The 22895-nt window shown below is 57.9% G+C and carries 22 protein-coding genes; 10 read left to right on the forward strand and 12 right to left on the reverse strand.

Annotated features, from left to right (window positions below; all coding sequences use genetic code 11):
- Window position 1: 1 nt before the first annotated feature.
- The 9 genes from QQL78_RS02425 to QQL78_RS02465 all read right to left on the reverse strand — a co-directional run bounded on the left by QQL78_RS02425 (window position 2) and on the right by QQL78_RS02465 (window position 9547).
- Window positions 2-742, reverse strand: coding sequence for an ATP-binding cassette domain-containing protein (locus tag QQL78_RS02425; protein ID WP_284370215.1), 741 nt, complete (start codon window positions 740-742; stop codon window positions 2-4).
- The gene (locus QQL78_RS02430) at window positions 739-1950 is read right to left on the reverse strand and encodes an alanine racemase (RefSeq protein ID WP_284370217.1); all 1212 of its coding nucleotides are present in this window, start codon (window positions 1948-1950) and stop codon (window positions 739-741) included. Before QQL78_RS02430 ends, QQL78_RS02425 begins: the two co-directional genes overlap by 4 nt.
- Before the next feature lie 14 nt (window positions 1951-1964).
- Entirely contained in the window at window positions 1965-2918 is a 954-nt protein-coding gene (locus tag QQL78_RS02435) for an ABC transporter permease (RefSeq protein WP_284370219.1), read from the reverse strand.
- Window positions 2919-2981: 63 nt separating this feature from the next.
- The gene (locus tag QQL78_RS02440) at window positions 2982-4049 is read right to left on the reverse strand and encodes a substrate-binding domain-containing protein (protein ID WP_284370221.1); all 1068 of its coding nucleotides are present in this window, start codon (window positions 4047-4049) and stop codon (window positions 2982-2984) included.
- Between the two features lie 143 nt (window positions 4050-4192).
- Window positions 4193-5245: a substrate-binding domain-containing protein gene (locus QQL78_RS02445; RefSeq protein ID WP_284370223.1), complete on the reverse strand. Its 1053-nt coding sequence runs from the start codon at window positions 5243-5245 to the stop codon at window positions 4193-4195.
- Window positions 5242-6522: a M20 family metallopeptidase gene (locus tag QQL78_RS02450; RefSeq protein ID WP_284370225.1), complete on the reverse strand. Its 1281-nt coding sequence runs from the start codon at window positions 6520-6522 to the stop codon at window positions 5242-5244. The genes QQL78_RS02445 and QQL78_RS02450 overlap by 4 nt, the downstream gene beginning before the upstream one ends.
- A complete protein-coding gene (locus tag QQL78_RS02455; RefSeq protein WP_284370227.1) occupies window positions 6519-7703 on the reverse strand; it encodes an ROK family transcriptional regulator in 1185 nt (394 codons plus the stop codon). Before QQL78_RS02455 ends, QQL78_RS02450 begins: the two co-directional genes overlap by 4 nt.
- 365 nt (window positions 7704-8068) lie before the next feature.
- On the reverse strand, window positions 8069-8935 hold the full coding sequence (locus QQL78_RS02460; protein ID WP_284370229.1) for a glucosamine kinase nucleotide-binding domain-containing protein: 867 nt from the start codon (window positions 8933-8935) through the stop codon (window positions 8069-8071).
- A gap of 84 nt (window positions 8936-9019) precedes the next feature.
- Complete coding sequence (locus tag QQL78_RS02465; RefSeq protein ID WP_284370231.1) at window positions 9020-9547, reverse strand: winged helix DNA-binding protein; 528 nt, start codon at window positions 9545-9547, stop codon at window positions 9020-9022.
- Window positions 9548-9922: 375 nt separating this feature from the next.
- On the opposite strand from QQL78_RS02465, the gene QQL78_RS02470 reads away from it, so the two are divergent.
- The gene (locus tag QQL78_RS02470) at window positions 9923-11002 is read left to right on the forward strand and encodes a Hint domain-containing protein (protein ID WP_284370233.1); all 1080 of its coding nucleotides are present in this window, start codon (window positions 9923-9925) and stop codon (window positions 11000-11002) included.
- A gap of 50 nt (window positions 11003-11052) precedes the next feature.
- Here the strand turns inward: QQL78_RS02470 and QQL78_RS02475 are convergent, their stop codons facing one another.
- On the reverse strand, window positions 11053-11622 hold the full coding sequence (locus QQL78_RS02475) for a TlpA disulfide reductase family protein (protein ID WP_284370235.1): 570 nt from the start codon (window positions 11620-11622) through the stop codon (window positions 11053-11055).
- A gap of 22 nt (window positions 11623-11644) precedes the next feature.
- Here QQL78_RS02475 and argH point away from each other — a divergent pair, with 22 nt between their 5' ends.
- From argH to QQL78_RS02500, 5 genes are read left to right on the forward strand one after another with little or no spacing between them, the layout of a single operon-like run.
- On the forward strand, window positions 11645-13036 hold the full coding sequence (gene argH, locus QQL78_RS02480) for an argininosuccinate lyase (protein ID WP_284370237.1): 1392 nt from the start codon (window positions 11645-11647) through the stop codon (window positions 13034-13036).
- Window positions 13033-13218 (forward strand): hypothetical protein, encoded by a 186-nt coding sequence (locus QQL78_RS02485; protein WP_284370239.1) that lies wholly within the window; start codon window positions 13033-13035, stop codon window positions 13216-13218. The genes argH and QQL78_RS02485 overlap by 4 nt, the downstream gene beginning before the upstream one ends.
- Before the next feature lies 1 nt (window position 13219).
- A complete protein-coding gene (locus tag QQL78_RS02490) occupies window positions 13220-13537 on the forward strand; it encodes a DUF2834 domain-containing protein (RefSeq protein ID WP_284370241.1) in 318 nt (105 codons plus the stop codon).
- A gap of 31 nt (window positions 13538-13568) precedes the next feature.
- On the forward strand, window positions 13569-14834 hold the full coding sequence (lysA, locus tag QQL78_RS02495) for a diaminopimelate decarboxylase (protein ID WP_284370242.1): 1266 nt from the start codon (window positions 13569-13571) through the stop codon (window positions 14832-14834).
- A 36-nt stretch (window positions 14835-14870) separates the two neighbouring features.
- A complete protein-coding gene (locus tag QQL78_RS02500) occupies window positions 14871-17474 on the forward strand; it encodes a TIGR02302 family protein (protein WP_284370244.1) in 2604 nt (867 codons plus the stop codon).
- Between the two features lie 31 nt (window positions 17475-17505).
- Here QQL78_RS02500 and QQL78_RS02505 read toward each other — a convergent pair whose 3' ends face one another.
- Window positions 17506-18354, reverse strand: a complete 849-nt coding sequence (locus QQL78_RS02505) for a zinc-ribbon domain-containing protein (protein ID WP_284370246.1) — start codon at window positions 18352-18354, stop codon at window positions 17506-17508.
- Window positions 18355-18518: 164 nt separating this feature from the next.
- Here QQL78_RS02505 and QQL78_RS02510 point away from each other — a divergent pair, with 164 nt between their 5' ends.
- From QQL78_RS02510 to QQL78_RS02525, 4 genes are read left to right on the forward strand one after another with little or no spacing between them, the layout of a single operon-like run.
- On the forward strand, window positions 18519-19196 hold the full coding sequence (locus QQL78_RS02510) for a cell division ATP-binding protein FtsE (RefSeq protein ID WP_284370248.1): 678 nt from the start codon (window positions 18519-18521) through the stop codon (window positions 19194-19196).
- Entirely contained in the window at window positions 19193-20098 is a 906-nt protein-coding gene (locus QQL78_RS02515) for a cell division protein FtsX (RefSeq protein ID WP_284370250.1), read from the forward strand. The genes QQL78_RS02510 and QQL78_RS02515 overlap by 4 nt, the downstream gene beginning before the upstream one ends.
- Window positions 20098-20823, forward strand: coding sequence for a lysophospholipid acyltransferase family protein (locus tag QQL78_RS02520; protein ID WP_284370252.1), 726 nt, complete (start codon window positions 20098-20100; stop codon window positions 20821-20823). The genes QQL78_RS02515 and QQL78_RS02520 overlap by 1 nt, the downstream gene beginning before the upstream one ends.
- Complete coding sequence (locus QQL78_RS02525; protein WP_284375408.1) at window positions 20816-21421, forward strand: pyridoxamine 5'-phosphate oxidase family protein; 606 nt, start codon at window positions 20816-20818, stop codon at window positions 21419-21421. Before QQL78_RS02520 ends, QQL78_RS02525 begins: the two co-directional genes overlap by 8 nt.
- Before the next feature lie 73 nt (window positions 21422-21494).
- On the opposite strand, the gene lpdA is transcribed toward QQL78_RS02525, so the two are convergent.
- The gene (gene lpdA, locus QQL78_RS02530; protein ID WP_284370253.1) at window positions 21495-22883 is read right to left on the reverse strand and encodes a dihydrolipoyl dehydrogenase; all 1389 of its coding nucleotides are present in this window, start codon (window positions 22881-22883) and stop codon (window positions 21495-21497) included.
- Window positions 22884-22895 lie beyond the last annotated feature (12 nt).

Below are 22895 nucleotides of genomic sequence, written 5' to 3' on the forward strand. Positions count from 1 at the left end.
CTTAATGCACTCCTGTGATCATGGACACGATCTCATTCTTGTCGGTCTCGGCAGTGTTTCTGATGCCGATCTGCTCTCCGCGCCGCAGCACGCAGATCCGGTCAGACAGGGTGAACACTTGATCAAGGCTGTGGCTGATGATCAAAATGGCAAGGTTGCGCGCCTTTAGTGAGGCGATCAACTCTTCTACTCTAGCCGTTTCGGCAACGCCCAAGGCGGCGGTGGGTTCATCAAGCAGGATGAGCTTGCTGGCCCAATGGGTTGCACGTGCGATGGCGATGCCTTGCCGTTGGCCGCCGCTGAGGTCGCGGATGGTAGAGCTGGCAGAAGGGATGCGCACGTCCAACTCGTCAACCAGGGCCTGGCTGTCCCTGCGCATCTTTTCTTTGTCGAGCAGCCCGAAGGGTTTCTTTGTCAATTCGCGACCAAGGAACATGTTCATATAAACAGGTTGTTCATCGGCAAGTGCGAGATCCTGATACACCACCTCAATGCCTCGGCTGCGGGCAGAACTGGCGTCGGCAAAGGCAACCGGTTCATTGTCCAGACGTATTTCACCCGAAGTTGGCTTGTAGACGCCAGAGATCATCTTGATTAGCGTCGACTTGCCGGCACCGTTATCCCCCACAAGCGCAACGATTTCGCCGGCCTTGAGATCAAGCGAGAAATCCTGAATAGCGGTAATCGCGCCAAAGGTTTTATGGATGTTCTTCAGTTCCAAAACTGTCGGTTGTTCGGTCATGACTGATATGCCCCCGGCCATGCGACAGGGTCGCCAAAGCCGTTTTCAATTGTGGTTACTTCTGGGTTCCCGGATGAAATGCCACGGATCCCTACAACAAGGGCACGGGTCACAAAGGCCTGCCCGCGAAAGCCAAAGACCACAGTATCGCGCGGCTTGGGCGCATTTTCACCGGTGGCATCGATCATCGCGTAGTAGTCGATTGCAGAATAGTCAGGGATTTCAACCTTGTGCAGGTCTTCAGCCCGAGAGGTGGGGGAGGAACCACAGAGCGCCTTGACCTGATACTTCGGAAAAACCGGATCGATATAAAGCCCACCACCAAAGCAATAGGCTTTGTCACCGTGGTGATGCGACACCTCGGAGAGATAGAGGACCGCCGGGTCTTCGGGCAGATCCTCAACGGCGTGAAGCGGTGTGGTGCCATGAAGCGCATTGCCGGGTTCACATTGGGTCGCACCTGCTGCCGCGAGCGCGGCAAGCATGATAGCGGAATTCGTACCGGGCGCGTTTATCTCAATGTCGTTTCTGCCTACCGCTGCAAGAGCTTCGGCTGCTTTGTTCAACGTTGACAGGTTGTGGGTCGGCGTGACCTTTCGGTTTTCCTGATCAAAAAGCAGAGCAGGGAAGGTTGTGATACCTGCGAATTTGCCGCCCTCCAAAGCATCAAGCCGATCTGCCACGGCAACGATATCCGCCGCATCAAACCCGCCTTCGTGACCACGATAGAAGGTGTCACCCTCGGTTTGAATGCGGGCAAGAAGGTTTTGCACCCGCCCTGCTTTGGCGCTGGCATCGGCGGCCTCTTCTGCTTTGCTGTCTGAAAACACGGTCCAATAGTCCGGCTTCAACTGAGCGGCTGCAAATGCCGCCTCGCCAGAGGGGACTTGCACCAAATGGCCCAGATGCCCGGTTTTAAGCCCCGCACGATCACAGGCAATGGCACAGGCCATGTCAACAGCCACAGAGCGTTCGATGCCGCCTTTCAGGACAGCCTCGCAAAACCCTGAATGCCTGCCGACCTGCTTTGTCATCGCAAATGTCTTCAGCCCGTGCTTGTGTGCCTCTGCCTGAAAGACGCGCACGTTTTGCTCTACAGTATCCAGGTCAAGGATATAGGCGTTGGACGGAAGTTTGCCCTGTTGGTGAAGCGCCATGGCAGCTTCAATGAATCGCGGATTGCGCCGCATTAATAGATCAAGAAACATGTGATTACCTCCGGTTACCGGCTGGTGTCGCGCAGCGAGACTGCGACAGCGAAAAGGATGATGAGACCTCGGACGATCATTTGATCAGAGACTTTGAGCCCCATCAGGATCAACCCGTTGTTAAGCATACCCATCAGAAGCGAGCCGAGAAGCGCACCAATGATGGAGCCCTTGCCGCCATTCAGCGCGGTACCGCCAACGATCACTGCGGCAATCACAATCATCAAATCACTTTCGCCCAAAGTGTATTTGGCGGCCTGTAAACGCCCCGCATAAAGCAGCCCGGCAAGCCCGGCCATCCCGCCGCAAAGGGTCAGAACATAAAGCCGGATGCGCGGTACTTTGATGCCTGAAACCTGCGCTGCGCGGGCGTTGTCACCAACGGCAAGAACATGTGCCCCGAACTTTGTGTTGCGGTAGACGATATGGCCAATGACAACTGCAGCGACTGTCCAGATCACCAGTGAGTGAACCGACAGGAACCGGCCTGACCCAAAAAAGCTGGTGAAGGTATCGTTCAGAACCGGAATGGAACGCAGGTTGGTCATCGATCGTGCGATGCCCGCGAAAAGCCCCATCGTGGCAAGCGTTACAAGAAAGGAAGGCAGGCGCAGATAGGCAACGAGAAACCCGTTGAATGCCCCGATGGCAAGGCCAACGCCAAGGCCAACCAAGACGCCAACAATCAGCGGGTAATCTTGCAGTGCAAGGGCTGCCGCCAGCGCCGAAACCGCGACAATTGATCCAAAGCTAAGGTCAATTTCACCAGCGGAAAGGGCAAAGACCAGCCCGATGGCCATGATTGTTGCCGGTGCGGTTTGCAGTACGATGTTAGTCAGATTGCGCGAGGTGAGAAAACCATCGTCACGCAATGTGATGGCGAAGAACAGGAAGATTGCGAGAAAGCCAAAGTAAATTACGCTTTTTTGCAGATCGAATGCTTTAAGTTTTTCAAGGGCTGGTGTCATCGGGTATAACCTTCAATTCGAATTCGGGTGAGCCGCCATAAAGACCCACCCAGGAACGCGTTCTTAGTTCGCCGCATTCACGACCGTTTCGGGCGGGGCCATGTTCAGGGATTTGTTCCAGCCTTCGACGATGTTATCGCGACCAATGGCCAAGGCATCGACGACCAGAAACGGATCGACCGAACGCTCCAGCAAGCTGAGTGCTGCCGAACGGGCGGCATAGACACCGATGCTATAGGCTTCATCAGCAATGATACCTGCCGTGTTGCCACCCTTGAGCATATCAAGTGCAACCGGTTCGTTCAGGTCGATGGTGACAACCTTCGTATGATCATTCCCGTCCTGACGCAGAACGGATAACACCCCAAGGGCGGGTTCGGCCCAGGGTGTATAGATGCCGCCCAAATCGGGGTTGCGCGAAAGCATGGCGCGGGCAATATCTTCGGCATTGGCAGGATCCGTCATGCCGCTTTCGACAACGATTTCCATATCCGGGTAGTCGTTTTCGATGGTCCACTTGAAAGCGTTGTCACGTTGGTTCGTGACGGGAAAATCCGCATCGTGGAACATGTAGCCTACGGTCCCTTGCTTCCCCATTGCTGTGGCAAGCGTATGGGCCGCCTTATTGCCGATCTGGAACAAATCAGCGGAAACAACGGTGACGTAATCCGTGCCATGGGTGAACCCTTTGACCGCATTGTCGATGAAGACCAGCTTCACACCAGCGTCGCGGGCAATGCCATAGACGCCTGAGGCCGTTGGCGGGTCGATTGGCAGTGAGACAATGATTGTCGGATTGTTCGCCATCACGGTTTCGACATCGGACTTTTGACGGGCGGTATCAAAACCCGCATTGGTCTCTGCGATGACCTCGATGCCCAGACGCGAAAACTCGTCTTTTGCGCCTTGGGCGACGGCATTGGACCAGTCATAAAGTTCGTGCCAGACCAATGCAGCAGTGTAACCACCCTCGGCGACCTTGGCGACATCCGCCTCAGAAAGCTGTAGGGATGCGACGGGTGTCGGGGCCTCGCCATTTGGGCCCATGGTCTGCGGGTGGTTGTCCGCAAAGGCAAATGAAGGTATTGCGATAGCTGACGAGAGCGCCAGTAATTTCAGTGTACGTAGCATTTGGTTTTCCCTGTTTTGTGAAGATTACGTGGAAAGTTTATGGGTGCGCCGTTAGGGGCGTTCTCGTTACCTAAGTTGATTGGTTCCTTTTTTGCTCTGGGCCTGTGGGGGAGAGACCAATCCGCGCTCCCCCGGAAAATGACTTATTTCTCCGTCAGGCTTTTGGGTGCTTCGCTGTGCAACGAAGTGTTCCAGGCCTCAGCCACATTGTCGGCCGTCACAGTGATGGCGGGGGCCACGACAAAGGGCGGCACCTCTTCGCCCAGCAGATCAAGAACCGCAGAGGCGGCCATCGCACGGCCAAGCTCATAGGCTTCGTCCGCAACGATTGCAGCAACATTGCCGCCGCGGACCATATCCAGTGCGACAGGCTCTGACAGGTCAAGCGTCACAATTTTTGTGCTGTCATTGCCATTGGCACGAAGGGCGGCCAGAACACCCTCTGCCGGGCCTGCCCATGTGACGTAAATACCGCCCAGATCAGGATTTTTAAGCAACATGGCATTGGCGATTTCCTCTGCCCGTGCCGGATCGCTGATCCCTTGTTCCGCGACAATCGAGATGTTCGGATAATCGTTTTCGATCGTTGCCTTGAACGCATTGTCGCGTTGATTTGTCACATAGTAGGAAGCATCGTGATAGATCCAGCCAACCGTGCCGGTATTGTCCATGGCCGCGGCCAGCGCATCTGCCGCCTGCTTGCCCATCTGAAAAAGATCGTCCGTTACAATTGCTGCATAGTCAGCCGGATGTTCGTAGCCGGCAGGCAGGTTTGACAAAAAGCTTAGCGCAACACCGGCTTCCTTGGCTTCTTCAAACGCCGCCGCAGAGGTGACCGGGTCCAAAGGCAAGGAGAGGATGATGCTTGGCCGCTTTGCCATTGAGGTTTCGATATCGCTGCGCTGTTTGGCAGCGTCAAATCCGGCGCTGGTCACCGCAACAACCTCGATGCCCAACCGGGCAAATTCATCGCTGGCACCGGCGGTCACAGCGTTCACAAAATCCGATTGGTCGTGCCACAAGAGGGCGGCAGTGTAGTTTGCAGCCTGAACCGCCGCGACCTGATCGTCGGCCACGAATACTTCTGAGGTTGGTGTCGCCGTTTCGCCACCGGGTCCGACGGTTTGCGCATGTAGGGTTGATACAGCGAGGCAGAACAGCCCTGCGGCCGCAAAATTGCTTACAAAATGTTTCATGATGTCCTCCTTGTTGGGTGTTCGTTTTTGGATCGCACGCCGCAATAGCGCGCTATAAACAGCGCGAAGCTACGTACGGCGGCGAGGTAGTCTTCAATGTCAATTCGTTCTTCGAAGGTATGTGCCACGGCAATGTCGCCCGGCGCGAAATAGATGGCGGGGCATCCGATCTGATTGGTCAGGAAAGGCATTTCCGACCAGAAGGGCGCACCGGCAATGTTCCCGGCTTCCGGGCGAAACTGCTGGACGCACTCCCGCAGAAGAAGTGCCTGTGGATTGTCTCGCGCGATTTCGACCGGTGATCCACCTTTGGGATGGTCCCGCCCGGCGGGGTAGTCGATGGAGATCGAGATCCCTTCTGGCAGCGCCTCGACATCCAGTGACGCCTCGAAAGCGGCCACAGCTTCATCCAGATCCTCGCCGGGGCGTAGTTTGCGGATCAGGGAAAGGTTGCCTTCACCGGGGACGGCAATGAAGCCGCCACAGCCTAAATGCGTTACCAGAATGGAGGGGGGGCCAACCAGATCATGCGCCGGGCTGGCAGCAAGGTCTGCCTCGTGCTGCCAAATCTGCGAAAGCAGTTGGTGCGTGGCCTTTAGCGCGTCAACACCATGTTCAGGTGTACCGAAATAGGCGGTTTTGCCCTTGATGGTAATCTCGGCAATGAAGAACCCGATTTGCGCTGTGTACACGTCAAGATTGGTCGGTTCGACATAGACGGCAAAATCAGGTTTTGCGATTTCCCCGGCAGTGACCTGCTGGACAAGGTGCTTTGCCCCGGCGCTGACGCCAGTGCCGGGTTCACCACTTTCCTCGTCCCCGATAAAGGCAAAGGTAAGCGTTTGCTTTGGCGCGTAACCTGCGGCTTGCAACAGTCGAAGCCCGGCAATCGCGGCACATATGCCCCCCTTCAGATCACTGGCCCCACGCCCCCAGATAAAACCATCGTGTTCGGTGCCGGCAAAGGGATTGCTGCGCGCATCCTCACCCCAATGTTCGGGCCAGCCGCGTACATGAACCGTATCGGTATGGCCGACAATCATGAGATTTTGACCGGGCTCACCTACTTGTTCAGCCCAAACATTTTCACGCCCTTCGAGAAATTCCTCCCGCCCTGTCGTGAGGCCGAGCTTGGTTAGCTCTTGATCCAGAAAACGGGCAAAACCTGTTTCGTTTCCGGTAACACTTTCAACCGCGAGTGCGCTTTTGAGCAGCGCAATGTCCGCGCTTGCATCCTGTGCTGCTTCAAGTTCGCTTTTCAGTTCCTGCGGGCTCATGATGCACCTGCTTTGAAATAGGCAATGTCAGGTGGCGGAACTGAAATTTCTGCACCTTTCTGACCTTCGGCAAACAGGGACAAATGCAGATGCGTCAGGGCAACCGAGGCCCCACCGGCCAATGCGGCATGATCACCCAACCGGGATTTTTCGATCTCGAATGGCTTGGGGCAACACATCGCCATATATCGCCTGACCCGTTCGAGAAGCTCCTCGCGAATGCCGATTGAACCGCCCAGAACAATTGCAGAAGGGTCAACCACCGCAACCAAGGCGGCGGCCCCGCGGGAAATTTGTTTGGCAACCTCATCCAGCGTTGTCAGGGCCGCCGCGTCACCGGCGTTTGCCGCTTCGAAAATGCTGGGCACATCCGCGGTTTGTCCTGACTTGGAGGCATATAGATCGATGATTGCCTTGGTCGCGCTTACCCGTTCGAAGGCACCCACCTCCAGGCTTTCCTGTTCAAAGGGGTCGGCACCGAAGGGCAGAAAGCCGATTTCGCCAGCCCCGCCGGTGCTGCCGCGCAGCAGGTTTCCGCCAACAACAATGCCTGCACCAATGCCTGTTCCGACCGAGATGAAGACCAGATCGTCAGTGTCACCCGGATTGCCCAACCAATGTTCGCCAAGAGCCGCGAGGTTGACGTCATTTTCCACAAAGACCTCAACCCCAAGCCGATCTTGCAGTGATCCGGCAAGGTCAATTTGATCGATGCCTGCGATGTTTGGTGCCATGAGGACCGCACCGGTCTCTGCTTCGGGCACGCCGGGAACCCCCACCACTGCAATACGAAGTTCGCCAAAATTGCTGTCCGGTGCGTCGGTCGACGCCCGGATCAGCCGAACAATCTGATCAACGATGCTGATGCCGCCTTCATGGCTTGTCGGCTCCACCCGCTCTGCGAGAACCTTGCCAGTCAGATCGCAGAGCGCGACACGTACCTTGGTCCCACCAAGATCGACGCTGGCGATGGTCGCGGCAGAGGGTGAAATCTCATAGACGACCGCGCGTCGCCCGATGTTGCCTTCTGTTTGCCCGACCACCCGAACCCAGCCCTCAGCTTCCAGATTTGCAACGATTTCGGAGACGGTTTGTTTGGACAGACCTGTCTGCTTTGCAACGCTGGCTCGAGAAGTGGGCCCGTAGTTCGCAATCGCTTGAATCACGGCGCTCTGGGACATTCTTCTTGAGATTCTTGACTGATGCTCCACGGCGACTCCTTTTATTCGTCTAGTTACCGAACTAATAGAGATGAATCACATTCGTCAATAAAAATTTCAGGTATATAAAGGCTGCAGGGGTGGCTGGCCTCGTGTGATAACGAGGTGAATGAGGGTGATTTATAACGCAGTAATAGGGCGTTAGCTGACACGTGTGATCTGCTGACAGGCAGTGAATGAACGGGAAATACTGTCAGCTCAAGTGAGGCCCGCCAGCGTTTCTGACAAGTGGTCGCGCTAATTTTTCAGCGGCAGTATCATCATTCTAAGCACCGTAGCTTCCGGAACGCCCCCTCAAAAGAAAGGGCAATCACGGTCTTTGACGCCTATAGCAACAGCTGCGCCGCCATCGCAAATGCGCCTTCAAGTGCTGATCCTTTGGGCGGGTGGACATTGCGAACAAGCGTCTCAGGCAGGTAGGCGGCATAGTGAGGTCCAACGCCGCCGGTCAAAACCAAGTGGTCACCCGGTTTGAAGCCAAGCGTATTCAGAGCCGTTTCAAGATAAACCGCACCTTCGGCCATAAGCGTCAGAGCAATGGCGTCACCGGCGGCGGCAGCATTGATCAACTCACGGGCCAGCGTCGCATATGCGGCGGGGTTGGCGGTGCTGCTGAATTGTACGATGCCCATCAGCCCGCCTTTCGCGGCACAGACTGTCCGGCTAAAGTCGCTGTGTGGGCGCAGCTCATCTTCGGCAAGAACAAGTTCTTCCAACAGTCGACGCCCCAGCCAGGCACCGGACGCATGGTCGGACAGGTCAAACCCCCAGCCGCCAACGGTCTTCATTTTCAGATCTTTTTGCCGGGCCACAATTGTACCGGTGCCCAATGCCACAACATAACCGTCTGCTGTCCCCAGGGCACCACGCACCGAAGTTTCGCGGTCCCCTGATACGCCGCAACGGCCATAGGGTAGGGCAGCCAAAAGCGCCTGCACCTCAACATCAGAATGCGCCCCTGCAACACCCAGATGCGCGGTGATCTGATCAAGCGGTGTCTGTGCGAGCCCTGCGTTTTCAAGCGCTTGTGCGATGGCACCAGTCAGATTGGCAACGGCGGTGTCAAAGTCGCTGTGAATATTCCCGGGGCCATTGCTTGCCTGACCAAGAATACCTTGCGCCGCTGTGCCCGCTGCCGCACGGCATCCACTGCCGCCACCATCAGCCGCAACGATAACTTGGGGTTCTGACATGTTCATCTTCTCACTATAAAGCGCCGAAGGCGGCGATGCCTATAGCCCGCGCTATGTGGCTCGCAAAAAGGGCGTGTTGGTTTGTCAGAGGGATGCTGCTGCACGGCTGGCTTGATCATATTGCCCGGACATAGTGCGCAGCTGCGCTGCGATTAGGCGCAGGTCTTCGCCACCGGTATCCAGACGGGACAACCCGTCAAGAAAACAGCTTTTGCGGACTGCGCGATAAGCCTCGCAAAGCGCGGTTCCCGCTTCGGAGGTGCTGTAAAACACCTCTTTCCCGCGTTTCTCCGTTTTCAACAGCTCTGATTTCAGAAGTTTGCGCAGAGCATAATTGACCGTATGTGTGTCTTCGATGTTGAGCAGAAAACAGATGTCTGTCAGCCGCTTTTCGCGGCCCCGATGGTTGACGTTGTGCAGCACCAGAATTTCCAGGGTCGTCAGATCGGGATTACCTGCCGCCGCCATGCAGCGTGTGGTCCAGCGGGTGAAGGCGTTGAAGGCGATGATCATGCCGAACTCAAGTTCGGACGCCTCCCAGCCTTCCCCCTCTGCAAGATGTCGTGAGGAAACTATGCGTCTTTGGGGCAGCGGTTTGGACGTGTCAGACATGGGGCCTCGCTAGTTCGGGGGTGATAAACGCTAACAATTTACCTGCAAGTTGCAAGTGTGATGCGAGGTTTGTGACGGGCAATTCATGGCTAAACAAGGGTATTTCACCGTTGGTTGATCCCCTTTGATCACATGCATCAAGACAAAGTGACGCCCGGATTAATGACGTTGGGTCAGTCTTGCTGCATCGCGATCACTGTATGTCGTAGGTCGCGGTGCCTCGGCCACTACATAGGTTTCGAACGGGGCGGGGGGCACCGATCAAAACGTATATTCGCAACACCGCTGTAGGTGACACAAAAAACGAGCTTCCTAGATGATTCGGTTTTTGTTAAGCTTTTGTTAATAAAAAAACTGAGGCAGGTAGTACGAGTAATGAAAACGGGCTTTCGTGGCACGTTTGTCATCAGCTGGTCGCAAACAGAAATCGACGGCCTTGATGCCGCACCGGTGCAGTCCCTGACAGTGGGTGCCGCATGGGCGTGGCGGGGGGATGCCATCCGGGTGGATGGGCCGAATGACGTATTGCGACTGGATCAGGCAGACGGCGCAGAAAAATTAAGAAAAAGAGCTGCACGCATGGTGCATCGTTTGGTCGGTGCAGCGCTTGAGAAAAAGGATGTACCAACTCTTTCCGAGCGCGAGAAAGAGGCGTTGGAAACGACGCCTTTGATGGACAACAGCTTTGTTGTGACCGATGGCGGCAAAAGCTACACTGTGACCTTGATCGAAGTTGGCGGCGGCAGCCAGCCCTTGCTGATGTTCATGGATGAAATCCCGCCGCGTGATTGTGAGCTGTGGATCGTACATCACACGCTGGGCTCTGCACCAAATGAATCCGACGGGCAGGGCAGTGGCGGTGTCATCTGTTTTACCCTCGGAACAAAGATTGCCACCCCGCAAGGTCTTATGCGCATTGAGGATCTGCGCGAGGGTGATCAGGTGCAGACCAAGGACAATGGCGCGCAATCCATCCGCTGGATCGGCAGCAGGCGCATGACAGGGGCGCGGCTTTTTGCCATGCCAAAGCTGCGGCCAGTGCGGATCAACGCCGGTGTTTTTGGCGATGATGTACCGGATGAGGATTTGATTGTCTCACCGGAACACCGGATTTTGGTCAAGGGCGCAGTGGCGCAGGATCTGTTCAATACACCCGAGGTATTGGTTGCGGCCAAGGATCTGATCAACGGAGAGACGATCACCGTTGATCTGAAGCTGCGTGAAGTGACCTATGTGCATCTGCTGTTTGACCGTCATCAGGTGATGTGGGCCAATGGCGTGGAAACCGAAAGCTTTCATCCCGCCTCTGCTGCCCTCAGCACGCTGGATGAGGGGGATCGGGCGCGGCTTTTGGCGACCCACCCGGAGCTGGAGTTTGATCCCCATACCTACGGCAGTTTTGCACGCCGCAATCTGTCAGCCTCTGAAGCGGCCATTCTGGCCCATGCGGCCTGATCGTTTTCCAATAGAAAGTTGCCGGGCTGTTGTAAGGCCCGGCATCTGCGTTACTCTTCCGTTTGCGAGGCAATCAGCGCCTTGACGATTTCCTTGGCGCTGTCGCTGTCCCATTCCGCATCACCGCGCAGGCGGGCAATCTCGCGGCCCTCGGGATCGATCAGCACCGTGATCGGCAGGCCAAACACCCCCATTTGCGAGGCAAGCGCCTGTTTCGGGTCCTGATGGCGCGGCAGGCTGTCGATGCCGGCCTCTTCAAAGAACTTGGTGATACCTGCGGGTGAATTGCGCCCTGTCGCGATGGTCAACACCTCGAAGTAATCACCGCCAAATTCTTTTTGCAGCGCGTTCAGCTGCGGCATTTCCTTGCGGCATGGGGCGCACCAGGTGGCCCAGAAATTCACCAGCAGATATTTACCGCGGTAATCCGAGAGCGAACCTGTCTCCTCGTCATCGGCCAGAATAAACGCCGCATCCGATGTTGCCTGCGGGGTTTCATGCACCATCAGTTTCTTCATGTCACCGGCGCGCATCGATAAAATGTCGGGGCCCGCAGCCAATGCAGCATTTGCACCTGTCAAAAGGGCCGTATACACGAGGCCGAACACTAATTTTCTCATTTGTCCCTCCGAGGGTTTTGCCATGACTGATAACAGCTCCAACAAAATGTGGGGCGGCCGCTTTGCCGCCGGTCCCGATGCCATCATGGAGGCAATTAACGCTTCCATCGGCTTTGACAAGCGAATGGCGGCGCAGGATATCGCTGGCTCGCGGGCCCATGCCGCGATGTTGGCCGCAACAGGTATCATTACCGATAACGATGCTGCGGCAATTCGGGAAGGGCTGCTCACGATCTTGTCAGAGATTGAGGGCGGGACATTTGAATATTCCACGGCTCTGGAAGACATTCACATGAATGTGGAGGCACGTCTGAAAGAGGTGATCGGCGAACCGGCAGGGCGTCTGCACACGGGGCGGTCGCGCAATGATCAGGTGGCAACAGATTTCAAACTCTGGGTGCGCGATCAGCTGGACGCATTTGAGGGTGGCCTCGTTGCCCTTATCCAAGCGCTTCTCGGACAGGCAGAGGCCGGTGCGGATTGGGTGATGCCGGGCTTTACCCATTTGCAGACCGCACAGCCGGTGACCTGGGGCCATCACATGATGGCCTATGTAGAGATGTTCGGACGCGATCTGTCCCGCGTGCGCGATGCACGCGCGCGGATGAACGAAAGCCCCTTGGGGGCGGCGGCATTGGCCGGCACCTCTTTCCCGATTGACCGCGATATGACGGCAAAAGCGCTGGGTTTTGACCGTGCGGCGGCAAATTCACTGGATGCGGTTTCTGATCGCGATTTCGCGCTGGAGTTTCTGAGCTCGGCCAGCATTTGCGCCATGCATCTCAGCCGCTTTGCCGAAGAACTGGTGATCTGGTCCTCGGCGCAGTTTCGTTTCGTCACCCTGTCGGACCGGTTTTCGACAGGTTCCTCGATCATGCCACAAAAGAAAAACCCCGATGCGGCGGAATTGATCCGCGCCAAGGTGGGCCGCATTTTTGGCGCGAATACTGCCTTGATGATGGTGATGAAAGGGCTACCGCTGGCCTATTCCAAGGACATGCAGGAAGATAAGGAACAGGTCTTTGATGCCGCTGACAATCTGATGCTGGCGCTCGCCGCGATGGAGGGCATGGTGCGCGATATGACCGGCAACCGGACTGAACTGGCGGCTGCGGCGGGCAGCGGATTTTCCACGGCGACGGATCTGGCCGACTGGCTGGTGCGCGTCCTTGGCCTGCCATTTCGCGACGCACATCACATCACCGGCGCGCTGGTCGGGATGGCGGAAAAACAGGGCTGCGATCTGCCTGATCTAACCTTGGCGCAAATGCAATCGGTGCATGAGGGCATTACCGAAGGTGTGTTTGACGTCTTGACCGTGGAAAATTCGGTAAACTCGCGCATGTCTTATGGCGGCACAGCACCGGCACAGGTGCGCGCACAGGTCGCGCGTTGGCAGGAGCTATTGTCATGAAATGGATCTTGGTCCTGATGGTTGGCACATGGGTTGCGGGCTGCGGTGCGGACGGAGAACCGGTGCAGCCCACACGCAACGTTCATAACAACCTCTCTGACACCCGCCAGCAGCACAGCAATTACACCCCGGGCGTGCATATGTCGGGGCATGTGAATATCGGTGTGACAAAGGGGATTTAACATGTCGCCACTGCGCATGATCTACCTTGGCCTTGCCCTTTGGGGCACTGTGCATCCGATGTATTATTTCATCACATGGTTTGGCGAAAACGGTTTTGACATCATGGGAATGGTGAGTGCATGGCATGCGAATGCTGCTGCCAGCGGCTTGGTCTGGGATCTGACAATTGCCGCCATCACTCTGACCGTCTGGATTCTGGCCGAAGTGGCCGTGCGGCGCAACTGGGGGGCGTTGATTGCCATCCCAGCGACGTTTTGTATTGGGGTGAGCTGTGGTTTGCCGCTCTATCTATTTTTGAGGACTGCGCCTGTAAAATAGGGCGGAGTTGAGTTTAAGGGCAAGATGAAGCATGGACCATTTCCTATATCGTGACGGCGCGCTTTACGCAGAGGATGTTGCGATTTCACAGATTGCAGCCGCTGTTGGCACGCCTTTCTATGTGTATTCAACCGCAACCCTGTTGCGCCATTTCCGCCTGTTTGACGAAGCCTTGGAGGGGGTGGAGCATCTGGTGTGCTACGCCATGAAGGCCAATTCCAATCAGGCGGTGTTGCGAACATTGGCGCAGGCAGGGGCCGGGATGGATGTGGTGTCTGGTGGTGAATACCGACGTGCGCGCGCCGCAGGCGTGCCGGGGGACAAGATTGTGTTTTCCGGTGTGGGCAAGACCCGCGATGAAATCCGTGTTGCCCTGGAAGGTGGCATTCGCCAGTTCAATGTCGAAAGCGAGCCGGAAATGGTTGTGCTGGATGCGGTGGCCCAGGAGTTGGGTGTGGTTGCCCCGATCACCATACGGGTGAACCCGGATGTGGACGCCAAGACCCATGCCAAAATCGCAACAGGCAAATCCGAGAACAAGTTCGGCATTCCGATTGCCAAGGCCCGTGATGTCTATGCAATGGCGGCGTCGATGCCCGGTCTGGATGTGATCGGGATTGATGTGCATATCGGATCGCAGCTGACCGATTTGACCCCTTACGAGCTGGCCTATCAGAAGGTGGCAGAGCTGACGGAGACCCTGCGCGCGGATGGTCATAAAATCACCCGTCTGGATCTGGGCGGCGGCCTTGGTATCCCTTATGAGCGCAGCAATGCCGATCCGCCTTTGCCTTCGGATTACGGTGCTTTGGTCAAACGCACACTGGGGCATCTGGGCTGCGAGATCGAGATTGAACCGGGGCGTTTGATTGCTGGCAATGCAGGGCTGATGGTCAGTGAAGTCATCTATGTCAAAGAGGGGGAAGGGCGCGAGTTCCTGATCCTTGACGGGGCGATGAACGACTTGATCCGCCCTGCCATGTATGAGGCCTATCACGATATTATCCCGGTGATTGAACCGGCGGTCGGGGTTGAGCCAAAGCCGATTGATATCGTTGGACCAGTCTGTGAATCCGGTGACACTTTTGCCAAACAGCGCCTGATGCCGCCCTTGACTGCGGGTGATCTGGTCGCCTTCCGTTCTGCCGGTGCCTACGGTGCGGTGATGAGCAGTGAATATAATTCGCGCCCGCTGATCCCGGAGGTTTTGGTGCATGGTGATCAATTTGCGGTTATTCGCGCACGTCCGACCTTTGACGAAATGATAAATCGCGATACCATCCCCGAATGGCTGTAGGGAAATTCTGCCCTGCGCCCTGAGGGAGCCGATGCAATGAGCAGTTTCACCCCCAACGATCTGCGCGATGCCATGGCCAAGCTGCGCTGGCCGCTGCGTTTGACCCGGGCCGGTATGCTGGCCGAAACACTGGTGCGCGCGGTTTGGCCGCTGATGACAGTGGTGTTGTTGGTTTTGGCGGCGCTGATGCTGGGGCTGCAGGATGCAGTGGCGGTTGAGGTCGTCTGGGCCGCCGCCGTGCTTGCGGCACTCGCTGCACTCTGGGAGCTGGTCTTCGCCTTGCGTCGGTTTCGTTTCCCCTCACGGTCAGCTGCGCTTGAGCGACTGGATGCCAGCCTGCCGGGACGGCCAATTCAGGCATTGCTGGATGATGCTGCAATTGGCGGCGATGACACGGCTTCCTTGGCAGTCTGGCGGGCCCATAAGGCGCGGATGGCGGCCAAGGCCGCTGCGGCCGACCCGGTGGCCGCAGACTTGCGGGTTGCGGATCGTGATCCCTATGCGCTGCGCTATGTGGCGGTGCTGGCGTTTGCCGTCGCCCTGTTGTTCGGTTCGATCTTGCGTGTCGGATCGGTGGCTGGGATGGCCCCAAGCAGCGCAGGATTGGCAAACGGCCCGGTTTGGGAAGGCTGGGCAGAGCCACCGCGCTATACCGGTCGTCCGACGCTCTATCTTAACGATTTGACCGAAGCGGAGCTGGAGCTGCCGAAGGGTACGTTGATCACACTCAGGTTTTACGGTGATGTTGGTGCTTTGGCTTTGGCCGAAACCGTTTCCGGGCGGTCGGCAGAGGTGAGCACCGCAACAGCGCCTGCACAGGATTTTGCGGTTGTTCAGGAAGGTCGCATCGGGATTGAAGGTCCCGGTGGTCGGGCGTGGAATGTCACCGTACGCCCGGATGACCCGCCACAGGTTGACCTGCTGGGGCCGGCCAAGGTGTCGGCGCTGGGGGAAATGCGCCTGCCGTTTGCGGCGCGCGATGACTATGGGGTGGAGGCCGGTGAGGCGCGGATCATCCTTGATCTTGCGGCGGTCGAACGTCGTTATGGGTTGCAGGCTGACCCGGCTGACCGGGCACAGATCGTGGTGGCCCTGCCAACCCCGATAGCAGGCAACCGTGCTGCCTTTGAGGAAAACCTGATTGAAGACTTTTCCAAACACCCCTGGGCCAACTTGCCGGTGAAATTGACGCTCAGCGTGCTGGATGCAGCTGAACAGCAGGGTGAAACCGCCCCGCAAGATATGATCCTGCCGGGGCGGCGTTTCTTTAATCCCTCGGCGGCGGCGCTGATCGAAATGCGACGGGATCTGTTGTGGGCGACCACCAATGCGCCACGGGCTGCGCAGGTTCTGCGTGCAGTATCTTATCGTCCCGAAGATGTGTTCAGCAGCGCAACCTCTGCGCTGCGCCTGAAGCGGATCATTGAAAAGCTGGAACTGCGAACACGCTACGGCTTGGATGAAGACATCACCGATGAATTGGCCGAAGACCTTTGGGGGCTGGCGCTTGAGCTGGAAGAGGGGGTGCTGGCGGACGCATTGGAACGTTTGCGGCGTGCACAGGAGCGTTTGCAAGAGGCGATGAAAAACGGGGCCTCGGATGAGGAAATCGCGGAGCTGATGGATGAGCTGCGCCGCGCCACAGAAGAATACATGCAGCAGCTGCAACGCCAACAGGCCCAGGAGCGGGCGCAGGGAGAGGACGGCGATCAGCAGCAGGGCGATTCCATGCAGATGACGCAGGATGATCTGCAACGCATGATGGACCGCATTCAGGAGCTGATGGAACAGGGGCGTATGGCAGAAGCCGCTGAGGCGCTGCAGCAGCTGCAAGAGATGATGGAGAATATGCGTGTCACCGAAGGCCAGCCCGGGCAGGGTGGCAAATCCCCTGGCGAACAGGCGATGGAGGGGTTGGCGGAAACCCTGAACGAACAGCAAGGGTTAAGCGACCAGGCGTTCCGCGATCTGCAGGAACAGTTCAATCCAAATGCGCAGGTGGGCGAAAGCGACGGCAATGAGGGGCGCAATGGTGGTCAGGGCCGCGGAGAAAGCCATGAAGGACAGAACGGTCAGGGGGAGGGCAGTGGAGAACAGCGCGGTGAGCGGGGTGAAGGCGGCTCCGAGGGACCGCGCAGCAGTGAAGAAGGGCTGGCCGAACGTCAGCGCGCGCTTCGCGACGAGTTGAACCGCCAGCAGGGGCGACTTCCGGGGCAGGGCACACCGGAAGGGAATGCGGCCCGCGAGGCGCTGGACCGTGCAGGCCGCGCGATGGACGAGGCCGAACAGGCGCTGCGCAACCGCGATCTGGCTGACGCCATCGACAATCAGGCGCAGGCGATGGAAGCCCTGCGCGAGGGCATGCGGTCACTGGGGGAAGCCATGGCGCAGGAACAGCAGAACCAGCAGCCCGGGCAGGGGCAGGCCGAGGCCGACCGCCGCGCAGACAACCGCGATCCATTGGGCCGCGATCAAAGCAATTCCGGTGAAAGCAGTTCGGACGGGCCGCTCAATCTGGGGCAGGGTGATGGTGGAGCACGCGCACGGGAGTTGCTGGACGAGATCCGCCGCAGATCAGGTGAAACAGCCCGGCCAGATGTTGAACGCGACTATCTTAACCGTTTGCTGGAACGTTTCTGAGCGACAGGGGCGCATCTCGCCCCTGTGACGGTCAATTGGCGGATTCAGTGGCCATTGTGTCAAGCCAGCTGAGCAGTGAGGTGATCTGGGCATCCAGCATCACGCGCAGGTGGTCCAAGCCTGCCACATAGCTGGCCAGGAAGTCACCGAGGAAGGGCACAGCCGCTGCAATCTGCGCTGCATAGACGTAAAGCAGGACAAGCAGAACAAACAGAACCACCATGCTCAGGAAACCATTGCGAAAACCGCGCGATTGCTTGTGCGAGCCGCCAGCCCCCAATTCTTGCCGTGCATCCGCATCAACGCCGCTGGGGGTCTGGTCTTGGCGCAGGGTTGAGTTGATCTCTTCGATGTCCGGTAACAATCCGCGTCGCGATGAAATGGCCGCGGCCGTTGCTGCGGCTTCAGCCACTGGTTCGGTTTCCCCGCGCAACCGCGCCATCCGCCGCTTGGCTTCCTGTGCACGGCGTTCATCGCTGTCTTCCTGCGGTGCAGGCGATGCTGGTGCCTCATTGGTGCCCGTGTCCAGACCCAGCTCTGGCTGGCTCTCAAGGTTGGTCGACTGGCGTTGTTTGCGGGCCTCAAATTCGGCTTCAGCCTCTTGGCGCAAAATATCCGCCACAGCCGGATCAAGCTGTTTGCGCACTGGTTCTTTTGACGGGGGCGGGGTGGGAGGTGGCGGTGGTGAGACCTCCTCATCCGGGGCCGGTGCCTCTACGCCAAGGGGGGCCGTGCCATCTTCCTCTTCCGGCAAATGATCCGGGTGATGCTGAAACCAGGTCTTGCCGCAATTGGAACATTGCACGTCACGGCCTGCGGTTGGAATAACCTCATCAGGCACCTCATACTGGGCGTCGCAATTTGGACAGGTCAACCTCATTTGGTATTCCGCTACTCACTGATAACTACACTTGTGCGTTTTCACACACCATAAGATCTACAAATCCTTAGTAAAAGCGTTAACTGTACCCAAAGTCCAGAAGGGACGGATTGAATCCCCAGCGGTGCTGAGGCACAACAGATGAGGGTGGCAAGGATAATACTGTGATCGAGCTGGAAAATGTGGCGTACAGCTATGGTGGTGGCGAATTGCTATCTGATATTTCGCTGAAACTTGCGCCGGGATCGTTTCATTTTTTGACCGGACCGTCGGGTGCGGGCAAGACAACCCTGATGCGGCTGTGCTACGGGGCGTTGTTGCCCACGGCGGGACATGTACGTCTGTTCGGGGCGGATGCGCGGGGGCTAAGCCGCGATGACATCGCCGTGGTGCGCCGCCGTGTTGGTGTGGTGCATCAGGACGTACAATTCCTCAATCATTTGAGCGTGACTGAAAACATTGCCTTGCCTCTGACCGTTTCAGGACGTCACAGCGAAGCGAAGGGCGGCGATCTGGACGAGTTGATGTCATGGGTCGGACTGACCAACCGCGCTGATGCGATGCCTCCGGAGTTGTCCGGCGGCGAACGCCAGCGGGCGGCCCTTGCGCGGGCGGTCATTGTTTCGCCCGATGTGGTGCTGGCGGATGAGCCGACCGGCAACGTCGATTGGGAAATGTCACAACGCCTGCTGCGGCTGCTGATCGAGTTGAACAAGATGGGCAAGACGGTGCTGATCGCCACCCATGATCTGAGCCTGATCCGCGCCACCAAGGCCCATGTGCAGGCCCGCGTGCTGCGCATCGCCAACCGGCGTATCCAATTGGCGGGGGCGGACCTGTGAAGTTTGATCTGGCCACATTGCGCGCCCTTATTGCAGGGGATCATCATGCGGACCGTGTGGTGCCACCCTCTGGGTTCACCGCGCAGCTGACCGTCTTTGCCGCCGCAGCGATGGCGTTTCTGGCGGTGTTTGCACTGGCTTTGTCCCTCGCGGCGGGCCGTTTGGCAGAGCGTTGGGGGGAAGAGCTGGCCCGGTCAGCGACCATCCGCATCGTTGCGCCACTGGACCAGCGCGTTGCACAAACCGATGCCGCCCTGCGGATTCTGGAAACCACCAAAGGTGTGGCCTCTGCCCGGGCTCTGAGTGATGCGGAACAACAGGCGCTGCTGGCCCCTTGGTTCGGTGCTGATCTGGCGCTGGACAGTTTACCGGTGCCACGGCTGATCGAGGTGATCGAAGACAGTGACGGCATGGATCCTGCGGGCCTGCGCCTGCGCCTTGCCGCCGAAGTGCCGGGGGCGGTGCTGGATGATCACAGCCGGTGGCGGGCCCCTTTGGTGCAGGCGGCCTCGCGGCTGCGGCTGTTGGGGTGGGTGTCGATTGCGCTGATCACGACGGCTGTGGCGGCGATGATCACACTGGCGGCCAATGCTGCCCTTGCGGCGAATGCGCAGGTGATCGCGGTGCTGCGGCTGGTGGGCGCAACGGATGAATATATCGCGCTGGCCTTTATCCGCCGCTTTACCCTGCGGGCCCTGTCCGGTGCTGCGGGCGGTGCGGCGCTGGGCATGCTGGCGGTTTTGTTATTGCCTTCGGCCTCTGAAACCGGCGGGTTTCTGACCGGGCTGGGGTTCAAAGGCGCACATTGGCTCTGGCCGATCTGCATACCGATTTTGGCGGGCATTGTCGCCTTTGCCGCCACCCGCGCGGCGGCCCGCCGTACCTTGAGGGAGCTTGCCTGATGCTACAATGGATCCGGTCGTTCGTGTTTATCATTCAGGCCACCATCGCCATGCCAGTGATTGGTCTGCTGTTTGCACCCTGGGCGATGTTTTCCAAAACCGGGGCTTATACCGCCTGCAAAACCTATGCTGCATGGTGCATGTGGACCGCGCGTTGGCTGATTGGCTTGCGGTGCGAAATACGCGGGCAGGTGCCGGATGGTGAGGTGCTGATCGCTGCAAAACACCAGTCGTTTCTGGATATCTTGATGATCTTTCACGCCCTGCCACGGGCCAAGTTCATCATGAAACGCGAAATTCTCTGGACGCCGGTGATTGGCCAATACACCAAACGCATGGAGATGATCGCAGTGGACCGTGGCAAACGGGGCAAGGCGATTTCCAAAATGATGGAGGATGTGAACGCGGGTCGGATCGAGCCCGGTCAGATTGTGATCTATTCTCAGGGCACCCGCGTCGCCCCCGGTGCCCATGTGCCCTATAAGGTGGGCACCGCGGTTCTATACACGCAGCTGAACCAGCCTTGCATTCCGGTTTCGACAAATGCCGGTTACTTCTGGCCGCGACGCGGGCTTTACCGGCGCCCCGGCGTGGCTGTTGTTGAATTTTTGCCCGCCATTGCCCCCGGTCTTCGCAAAGATGTGTTTATGAAGCAGTTGGAGGAAACGGTTGAAACCGCCTCTAATGCGCTGCTGCACGAGGGAGGCTGGCGTGAAAATGCGTAAGATCAATGACATCGCGGCCCTTGAAGCTCTCTATGGCAAAGCGGGTGCCCCCTCCCTGCGCAAGGTCGCCACACAGATGACGCCTCTCTATCGCAAGTGGATCATGGCATCGCGGCTTTGCGTGCTGAGTTCCGTCGGTGCGGCAGGCACGGACGGCAGCCCAAGGGGCGATGATGGCCCTGTGGTGACAGAGCTGGACGTGCATACGCTTGCGATGCCCGATTGGCGTGGCAACAACCGATTGGATTCCTTGCGCAACATCGTTGAGGACGGGCGTGTGTCGCTGATGTTCATCGTGCCGGGGTCAACCAATGTGGTGCGGGTGAACGGAGCGGCGTTTCTGACGGATGATGCGGATCTGCGGGCACGGTTTGAAAAACAGGGACGCCAGCCGGCCACGGTGATCATCATAGAAATTGCAGAGATCTATACCCAATGCGCCCGCGCCCTGATGCGGGCCGGTACATGGTCGGGTAAGGATGAAAGCGGTGACTTGCCGACTGTCGGGGACATTCTGGCCGAGATGACCAGCGGCGAAGAGGGTGGCGCGCCCTATGACGATTCTTGGGGCGCAAGGGCCGTTGAAACCATGTGGTAGAGCGGCGGTTGGCGGAATATTCCGCCGATGCTTGTTGCGGGGGCAGGTGGGCATTTCTGCCCACCCCCATTGCTTACATGTGGATCGCACCGTCCCCACAGGCCAATGCAGCCTCGCGCACGGCTTCGGAATAGGTTGGATGCGCATGGCAGGTCATGGCAAGGTCTTGGGCTGACGCGCCGAATTCCATTGCAACACAGACCTCATGGATCAGATCACCTGCACCGGGGCCAATGATATGGGCACCCAGAATGCGGTCCGTTTCCTTATCCGCAAGGATTTTCACAAAGCCGTCACCGGCAAACACTGCCTTGGCCCGCGCATTGCCCATAAAGCTGAACTTGCCCACCTTATAGGCACGCCCTGCTTCTTTCAAAGTTGCCTCGGTCTCGCCGACATTAGCAACCTCGGGATGGGTATAAATCACACCGGGGATCACACCATAGTTCACATGGCCATGTTTGCCCGCGATCACCTCGGCAACAGCCATGCCTTCGTCCTCGGCCTTATGGGCCAGCATCGGCCCCTCGATCACGTCGCCGATGGCATAGATGCCCTTGGCCGCCGTCTGCCAGTTTTTATCGACGGCAATCTGGCCGCGCTTGGTCAGTTCAACGCCAAGCGCGTCAAGGCCCAACCCGTCATGCACCGGCTTGCGACCGGTGGCGACCAACACAACATCCGCGTCCAGCACATGTTCGCTGTCATCCTTACGCAGCTTGTAATGCACCTTGGCCTTGGTCTTGGTCGCCTCGGTCTTTTGCACCGCCGCCCCCATGACGAACTTCAGCCCCTGTTTCTTCAGCATCCGCTGAAAGACCTTTTGCACTTCGGGATCCATCCCCGGGGTGATCGCATCCAGAAACTCCACCACAGTGACTTCGCTGCCCAGACGCGCATAGACGCTGCCCAGTTCTAGCCCGATCACCCCGGCACCAATGACCACCATCTTTTTCGGCACCTTGCCCAGTTCCAGCGCGCCGGTAGAGGTGACAACCACTTTTTCGTCTACTTCGACACCGGGCAGGGAGGCCGGCTCAGAGCCTGTGGCAATGATGATGTTCTTGGCCTCGTGAACCTCGTCACCCACCTTGACCTTGCCTGCCTCCGGCACTGATCCCCAGCCTTTCAGCCAGTCGATCTTGTTTTTCTTGAACAGGAATTCGATGCCCTTTGTGTTGGTGTCGATGGTGGATTGTTTGTAGGAAAGCATCTGCTTCCAATCGACCGAGGGGCTTTTGCCCTTCAGACCCATTTCAGCAAAGTTATGTTCCGCCTCATGAAGCATATGTGACGCGTGCAGCAGCGCCTTGGAGGGGATGCAGCCGACGTTCAGGCAGGTGCCGCCCAAGGTTTCGCGGCCCTCGACACAGGCGGTTTTCAGGCCAAGCTGGGCACAGCGGATGGCGGCCACATAGCCGCCGGGGCCGGAGCCGATCACGATGACATCATAGCTGGACATGGGGGTTCTCCT

Source organism: Sulfitobacter pacificus (assembly GCF_030159975.1).
GTDB classification, from domain to species: Bacteria; Pseudomonadota; Alphaproteobacteria; order Rhodobacterales; family Rhodobacteraceae; genus Sulfitobacter; species Sulfitobacter pacificus.

What these genes read in the sequence shown, in the direction of transcription:
- QQL78_RS02425 (WP_284370215.1), bottom strand. Translation starts at nt 742, where the DNA reads ATGACCGAACAACCGACAGTTTTGGAACTGAAGAACATCCATAAAACC.
- QQL78_RS02430 (WP_284370217.1), bottom strand. Translation starts at nt 1,950, where the DNA reads ATGTTTCTTGATCTATTAATGCGGCGCAATCCGCGATTCATTGAAGCT.
- QQL78_RS02435 (WP_284370219.1), bottom strand. Translation starts at nt 2,918, where the DNA reads ATGACACCAGCCCTTGAAAAACTTAAAGCATTCGATCTGCAAAAAAGC.
- QQL78_RS02440 (WP_284370221.1), bottom strand. Translation starts at nt 4,049, where the DNA reads ATGCTACGTACACTGAAATTACTGGCGCTCTCGTCAGCTATCGCAATA.
- QQL78_RS02445 (WP_284370223.1), bottom strand. Translation starts at nt 5,245, where the DNA reads ATGAAACATTTTGTAAGCAATTTTGCGGCCGCAGGGCTGTTCTGCCTC.
- QQL78_RS02450 (WP_284370225.1), bottom strand. Translation starts at nt 6,522, where the DNA reads ATGAGCCCGCAGGAACTGAAAAGCGAACTTGAAGCAGCACAGGATGCA.
- QQL78_RS02455 (WP_284370227.1), bottom strand. Translation starts at nt 7,703, where the DNA reads ATGTCCCAGAGCGCCGTGATTCAAGCGATTGCGAACTACGGGCCCACT.
- QQL78_RS02460 (WP_284370229.1), bottom strand. Translation starts at nt 8,935, where the DNA reads ATGTCAGAACCCCAAGTTATCGTTGCGGCTGATGGTGGCGGCAGTGGA.
- QQL78_RS02465 (WP_284370231.1), bottom strand. Translation starts at nt 9,547, where the DNA reads ATGTCTGACACGTCCAAACCGCTGCCCCAAAGACGCATAGTTTCCTCA.
- QQL78_RS02470 (WP_284370233.1), top strand. Translation starts at nt 9,923, where the DNA reads ATGAAAACGGGCTTTCGTGGCACGTTTGTCATCAGCTGGTCGCAAACA.
- QQL78_RS02475 (WP_284370235.1), bottom strand. Translation starts at nt 11,622, where the DNA reads ATGAGAAAATTAGTGTTCGGCCTCGTGTATACGGCCCTTTTGACAGGT.
- argH (WP_284370237.1), top strand. Translation starts at nt 11,645, where the DNA reads ATGACTGATAACAGCTCCAACAAAATGTGGGGCGGCCGCTTTGCCGCC.
- QQL78_RS02485 (WP_284370239.1), top strand. Translation starts at nt 13,033, where the DNA reads ATGAAATGGATCTTGGTCCTGATGGTTGGCACATGGGTTGCGGGCTGC.
- QQL78_RS02490 (WP_284370241.1), top strand. Translation starts at nt 13,220, where the DNA reads ATGTCGCCACTGCGCATGATCTACCTTGGCCTTGCCCTTTGGGGCACT.
- lysA (WP_284370242.1), top strand. Translation starts at nt 13,569, where the DNA reads ATGGACCATTTCCTATATCGTGACGGCGCGCTTTACGCAGAGGATGTT.
- QQL78_RS02500 (WP_284370244.1), top strand. Translation starts at nt 14,871, where the DNA reads ATGAGCAGTTTCACCCCCAACGATCTGCGCGATGCCATGGCCAAGCTG.
- QQL78_RS02505 (WP_284370246.1), bottom strand. Translation starts at nt 18,354, where the DNA reads ATGAGGTTGACCTGTCCAAATTGCGACGCCCAGTATGAGGTGCCTGAT.
- QQL78_RS02520 (WP_284370252.1), top strand. Translation starts at nt 20,098, where the DNA reads ATGCTACAATGGATCCGGTCGTTCGTGTTTATCATTCAGGCCACCATC.
- QQL78_RS02525 (WP_284375408.1), top strand. Translation starts at nt 20,816, where the DNA reads ATGCGTAAGATCAATGACATCGCGGCCCTTGAAGCTCTCTATGGCAAA.
- lpdA (WP_284370253.1), bottom strand. Translation starts at nt 22,883, where the DNA reads ATGTCCAGCTATGATGTCATCGTGATCGGCTCCGGCCCCGGCGGCTAT.